Genomic DNA, 5,460 nt, shown 5'->3' with positions numbered 1-5,460 from the left:
CCAGGGGCTGCCGTTTTACATTCTGAGGCAAATCAGGTATTGCTGCTGTTGGCGGCAATGATTTTCGCGACTTTTTCAGCCTGTGCATTCATCTGCATCTGGCGATAAGCGTTTTCCATCAACGGCAGGGCATTACGTGTTGCCTGGGTATCCGGGTAGTCGCGCAGCATGCCTTCCACACGGTTTACCACGGCAACCCATGCGCCGCGGGCAGTGTAGTATTCTGCAACGGAGTATTCATACTTCGCCAGGCGGTCTTTCAGGAACACCAGACGTTTGGTGGCGTCAGTGGTGTACTGGCTATTCGGATACCCACGCACCAGTTTGGAAAAGTCATTAAACGCAGCTCGGGCATGTTGCGGATCGCGATCGCTACGATCAACACCAAAGAATCCTTGCAGTGCGCTATCATCCAACGCCATATTGGTCAGGCCACGCATATACATGACATAATCAATGTTAGGGTGTGTCGGGTTAAGACGGATAAAACGATCGATGGCAGCCTGAGCAAGTGGCAGATCGGCGTTTTTGTAGTAGGCGTAGATGAGATCTAATTGCACCTGCTGAGAATACGGTCCAAATGGATAACGGTTATCCAACGCTTCCAATTGCGTTATTGCCTGTTTCCAGTTACCGTCCTGCAGCTTTTGCTGAGCAGTCGCGTAGATTTCATTTGGCGGATTATCGGGCACCTCTTCCTTTGAACCAGAGCAACCCGCCAAAAACAGGCTCAACGTGGCTGCTGCCACCAGATATTTCATGCGCGTCATGACGTTTTGACTTTCCTCAAAATGTAATACGGGAGATTCTCTGTTCCTGCTCCCGGTTAAGACCAGCTACAATAGCACACTATATTAAACGGCAAAGCCGTAAAACCCAACGTTAAACGAAGAAGCAGTTTATGGCACAACGAGTAGAACTCACCGCAACAGTCTCCGAAAATCAGCTCGGTCAACGCTTAGATCAGGCTTTGGCCGAATTGTTCCCTGATTATTCGCGATCGCGCATAAAAGAATGGATCCTCGACCAGCGCGTACTGGTAAATGACCAACTTTGCGATAAACCGAAAGAAAAAGTGCTGGGTGGAGAGCGTGTCTCCATCAATGCAGAAATTGATGAAGAGGTTCGTTTTGAACCTCAGGATATCCCACTGGATATCGTTTATGAAGATGACGACATTCTTGTCATCAACAAACCCCGTGACCTTGTAGTGCATCCGGGCGCCGGGAATCCCGATGGTACGGTATTGAATGCGTTACTGCATTACTACCCGCCAATCGCGGATGTTCCTCGTGCAGGTATCGTGCACCGTCTGGATAAAGACACGACCGGATTAATGGTGGTGGCAAAAACGGTTCCGGCGCAAACTCGTTTAGTGGAGTCGTTGCAACTGCGCGAAATTACCCGTGAGTACGAAGCCGTGGCAATTGGTCACATGACTGCTGGCGGAACCGTTGAGGAACCGATTAGCCGTCACCCGACCAAGCGTACGCACATGGCGGTACACCCAATGGGGAAACCGGCGGTAACGCACTATCGCATTATGGAACACTTCCGTGTGCACACGCGTCTGCGGTTGCGTCTGGAAACCGGACGTACGCACCAGATCCGCGTGCACATGGCACATATCACTCATCCGCTGGTGGGCGATCAGGTTTACGGCGGTCGTCCACGTCCACCGAAAGGCGCTTCTGACGAATTTATCTCCGTACTGCGTAAGTTCGACCGTCAAGCGCTGCACGCGACCATGCTGCGTTTGTATCACCCGATTTCCGGTATCGAAATGGAATGGCATGCGCCGATCCCACAAGATATGGTGCAGTTGATTGAAGTGATGCGCGCTGATTTCGAAGAACATAAGGATGATATTGCCTGGCTATGAGTAAGCTAATTGTCCCGCAGTGGCCGATACCGCAAGGTGTCGCGGCGTGTAGTTCTACCCGTATTGGCGGAGTCAGTATGCCGCCTTACGATTCGCTGAATCTGGGCGCCCATTGCGGCGATAACCCGGAGCATGTTGAAGAGAACCGCAAACGACTGTTTGCTGCGGGCAATCTGCCGTCAAAGCCAGTTTGGCTGGAGCAGGTCCACGGTAAGGATGTCCTGAAACTGACCGGCGAGCCTTACGCCTGCAAACGCGCAGATGCGTCGTACAGCAACACGCCGGGCACCGTGTGTGCGGTGATGACCGCTGATTGTTTGCCGGTGTTGTTTTGCAATCGTGCCGGAACGGAAGTTGCTGCGGCCCATGCGGGTTGGCGCGGATTATGCGCCGGCGTGCTGGAAGAAACGGTGGCGTGTTTTGCCGACAAACCTGAAAACATTATTGCCTGGCTAGGCCCGGCGATAGGTCCAAACGCGTTTGAAGTTGGACCAGAAGTCCGCGAGGCGTTCATGACGAAAGATCCGCAAGCGGACCTCGCATTTGTACCGCGTGGCGACAAGTATCTGGCGGATATCTACCAGCTTGCGCGCCAGCGTCTTTCCAGTGTCGGAGTCGAGAACATCCATGGCGGCGACCGTTGCACCTTCAGCGAAAGTGAGACGTTCTTCTCTTATCGTCGCGACAATACCACGGGTCGTATGGCAAGTTTTATTTGGCTGATATAACCTAAAGAATCAAGACGATCCGGTACGTGTAATTTTCTTTTCACATAATTCAGGTCATTCACCTTGAATAATTGAGGGATGACCTCATTTAATCTCCAGTAGCAATTTTGACCTGTTATGGGAGGAGTTATGCGTCTGGATCGTCTTACTAATAAATTCCAGCTTGCTCTTGCCGATGCCCAGTCACTCGCATTGGGGCACGACAATCAATTCATCGAACCACTTCATCTAATGAGCGCCTTGCTGAATCAGGAAGGGGGATCGGTACGTCCTTTATTAACGTCTGCTGGCATTAATGCTGGCCAGTTACGTACAGCCATTGACCAGGCGTTGAGCCGTTTGCCACAGGTAGAAGGTACCGGTGGCGATGTGCAGCCTTCTCAGGAACTGGTGCGTGTACTGAATCTTTGCGACAAGCTGGCGCAAAAACGTGGGGACAACTTTATTTCGTCAGAACTGTTCGTTCTGGCGGCGCTTGAGTCACGCGGTACGCTGACCGACTTATTAAAATCAGCAGGCGCGACGACCGCCAATATCACTCAGGCAATTGAACAAATGCGTGGAGGTGAAAGCGTGAATGACCAGGGGGCTGAAGACCAACGTCAGGCCTTGAAAAAATATACCGTCGATCTGACCGAACGTGCCGAACAGGGCAAACTCGATCCGGTCATCGGCCGTGATGAAGAAATTCGCCGTACCATTCAGGTGCTGCAACGTCGTACTAAAAATAACCCGGTGTTAATCGGTGAACCCGGTGTCGGTAAAACCGCCATCGTTGAAGGGCTGGCCCAACGCATCATCAATGGTGAAGTGCCGGAAGGCTTAAAAGGCCGTCGTGTACTGGCGCTGGATATGGGCGCGCTGGTGGCTGGGGCCAAATATCGTGGTGAGTTTGAAGAACGTTTAAAAGGTGTGCTGAACGATCTCTCGAAACAGGAAGGCAACGTCATTCTGTTTATCGACGAATTGCATACCATGGTTGGGGCGGGTAAAGCCGATGGCGCAATGGACGCCGGGAACATGCTGAAACCAGCACTGGCTCGCGGGGAACTGCACTGCGTAGGCGCAACAACGCTTGATGAATATCGCCAGTACATCGAAAAAGATGCGGCGCTGGAACGTCGTTTCCAGAAAGTGTTTGTGGCTGAACCTTCAGTGGAAGACACCATCGCAATCTTGCGTGGCCTGAAAGAACGTTATGAACTGCACCATCATGTGCAGATTACTGACCCGGCGATTGTTGCGGCTGCTACGCTGTCTCATCGCTATATTGCCGATCGTCAGTTGCCGGATAAAGCTATCGACCTTATTGACGAAGCGGCATCCAGCATTCGTATGCAGATTGACTCCAAGCCGGAGGAACTCGACAGACTCGACCGCCGTATTATCCAGCTCAAACTGGAACAGCAGGCATTAATGAAAGAGTCTGATGAGGCAAGTAAAAAACGTCTCGATATGCTCAACGAAGAGCTGGACGACAAAGAACGCCAGTATTCTGAGTTAGAGGAAGAGTGGAAAGCTGAAAAAGCTTCCCTCTCGGGAACGCAAACTATCAAGGCTGAGCTGGAGCAGGCAAAAATCGCCATCGAACAGGCGCGCCGCGTTGGCGACCTGGCGCGGATGTCTGAACTGCAGTACGGCAAAATTCCTGAACTGGAAAAACAACTGGAAGCAGCCACCCAGTCTGAAGGCAAAACCATGCGTCTGCTGCGTAATAAAGTTACGGATGCAGAAATTGCTGAGGTGCTGGCGCGCTGGACCGGGATCCCAGTTGCTCGCATGCTGGAAGGCGAACGAGAAAAACTGTTGCGTATGGAGCAGGAGCTGCACAGCCGCGTGATTGGTCAGAACGAAGCGGTGGAAGCCGTTTCTAACGCCATCCGTCGTAGCCGTGCGGGCTTGTCCGATCCGAATCGTCCGATTGGTTCATTCCTGTTCCTTGGTCCAACCGGTGTCGGTAAAACCGAACTGTGCAAAGCGCTGGCAAACTTTATGTTCGACAGTGACGATGCAATGGTGCGTATCGATATGTCCGAGTTTATGGAGAAACACTCCGTGTCTCGTTTGGTCGGGGCACCTCCGGGATATGTCGGTTATGAAGAAGGTGGGTATCTGACGGAAGCAGTACGTCGTCGTCCTTACTCCGTCATCTTGTTGGATGAAGTGGAGAAAGCGCATCCGGATGTGTTCAACATTCTGCTGCAGGTGCTTGATGATGGTCGTCTGACTGACGGACAGGGGAGAACGGTCGACTTCCGTAATACGGTTGTCATCATGACCTCGAACCTGGGGTCCGATCTGATCCAGGAACGCTTCGGCGAGTTGGATTACGGTCACATGAAAGATATGGTGCTGGGCGTCGTGAGCCACAACTTCCGCCCGGAATTCATCAACCGTATAGATGAGGTTGTTGTATTCCATCCGCTGGGTGAGCAGCACATTGCTTCTATTGCTCAGATCCAGTTGCAGCGTCTGTACAAACGTCTGGAAGAGCGTGGCTATGAAATCCATATTTCTGACGAGGCGCTTAAACTGCTGAGCGCGAATGGTTACGATCCGGTGTATGGCGCGCGTCCATTGAAACGTGCTATCCAGCAGCAGATCGAAAACCCGCTGGCGCAGCAAATTCTGTCTGGTGAACTGATTCCGGGCAAAACGATTCGTCTGGAAGTGAATGACGATCGCATAGTGGCAGTGCAGTAAGTCACAAAACAACAATAAACGGGCCCTGTGGGGCTCGTTTTTGTTTAAAAACCAGGCAGAAATGGACGTGTTGATTGAAAAGTAATCGCTTGATAAGTTTTTTATATTTTTAACTTGTCAGCCTGAAATAACTCCCTATAATGCGCC

At 51.7% G+C, this 5,460-nt stretch carries 4 protein-coding genes; 3 read left to right on the top strand and 1 reads right to left on the bottom strand.

The features are described 5' to 3' along the window. Positions 1-32: 32 nt before the first annotated feature. Positions 33-770 (bottom strand): outer membrane protein assembly factor BamD, encoded by a 738-nt coding sequence (gene bamD / locus FDW94_RS22775; protein ID WP_003826460.1) that lies wholly within the window; start codon positions 768-770, stop codon positions 33-35. 131 nt (positions 771-901) lie between these two features. On the opposite strand from bamD, the gene rluD reads away from it, so the two are divergent. The 3 genes from rluD to clpB all read left to right on the top strand — a co-directional run bounded on the left by rluD (position 902) and on the right by clpB (position 5,313). Then, on the top strand, positions 902-1,882 hold the full coding sequence (gene rluD / locus FDW94_RS22770) for a 23S rRNA pseudouridine(1911/1915/1917) synthase RluD (protein ID WP_003826464.1): 981 nt from the start codon (positions 902-904) through the stop codon (positions 1,880-1,882). Further along, positions 1,879-2,610 (top strand): purine nucleoside phosphorylase YfiH, encoded by a 732-nt coding sequence (yfiH, locus tag FDW94_RS22765; RefSeq protein ID WP_008785512.1) that lies wholly within the window; start codon positions 1,879-1,881, stop codon positions 2,608-2,610. Before rluD ends, yfiH begins: the two co-directional genes overlap by 4 nt. A gap of 129 nt (positions 2,611-2,739) precedes the next feature. After that, a complete protein-coding gene (gene clpB / locus FDW94_RS22760; RefSeq protein WP_020996274.1) occupies positions 2,740-5,313 on the top strand; it encodes an ATP-dependent chaperone ClpB in 2,574 nt (857 codons plus the stop codon). Positions 5,314-5,460 lie beyond the last annotated feature (147 nt).

This window comes from Citrobacter sp. wls757, assembly GCF_005280935.1.
Lineage (GTDB): Bacteria > Pseudomonadota > Gammaproteobacteria > Enterobacterales > Enterobacteriaceae > Citrobacter > Citrobacter portucalensis.
Note: the sequence above shows the minus strand (reverse complement) of the source record. Positions and strands in the feature narration are given on the sequence as shown.

Bases quoted from the DNA above. Each gene is read 5' to 3' on its own strand.
- bamD (WP_003826460.1), bottom strand. From the start codon at position 770: ATGACGCGCATGAAATATCTGGTGGCAGCAGCCACGTTGAGCCTGTTT.
- rluD (WP_003826464.1), top strand. From the start codon at position 902: ATGGCACAACGAGTAGAACTCACCGCAACAGTCTCCGAAAATCAGCTC.
- yfiH (WP_008785512.1), top strand. From the start codon at position 1,879: ATGAGTAAGCTAATTGTCCCGCAGTGGCCGATACCGCAAGGTGTCGCG.
- clpB (WP_020996274.1), top strand. From the start codon at position 2,740: ATGCGTCTGGATCGTCTTACTAATAAATTCCAGCTTGCTCTTGCCGAT.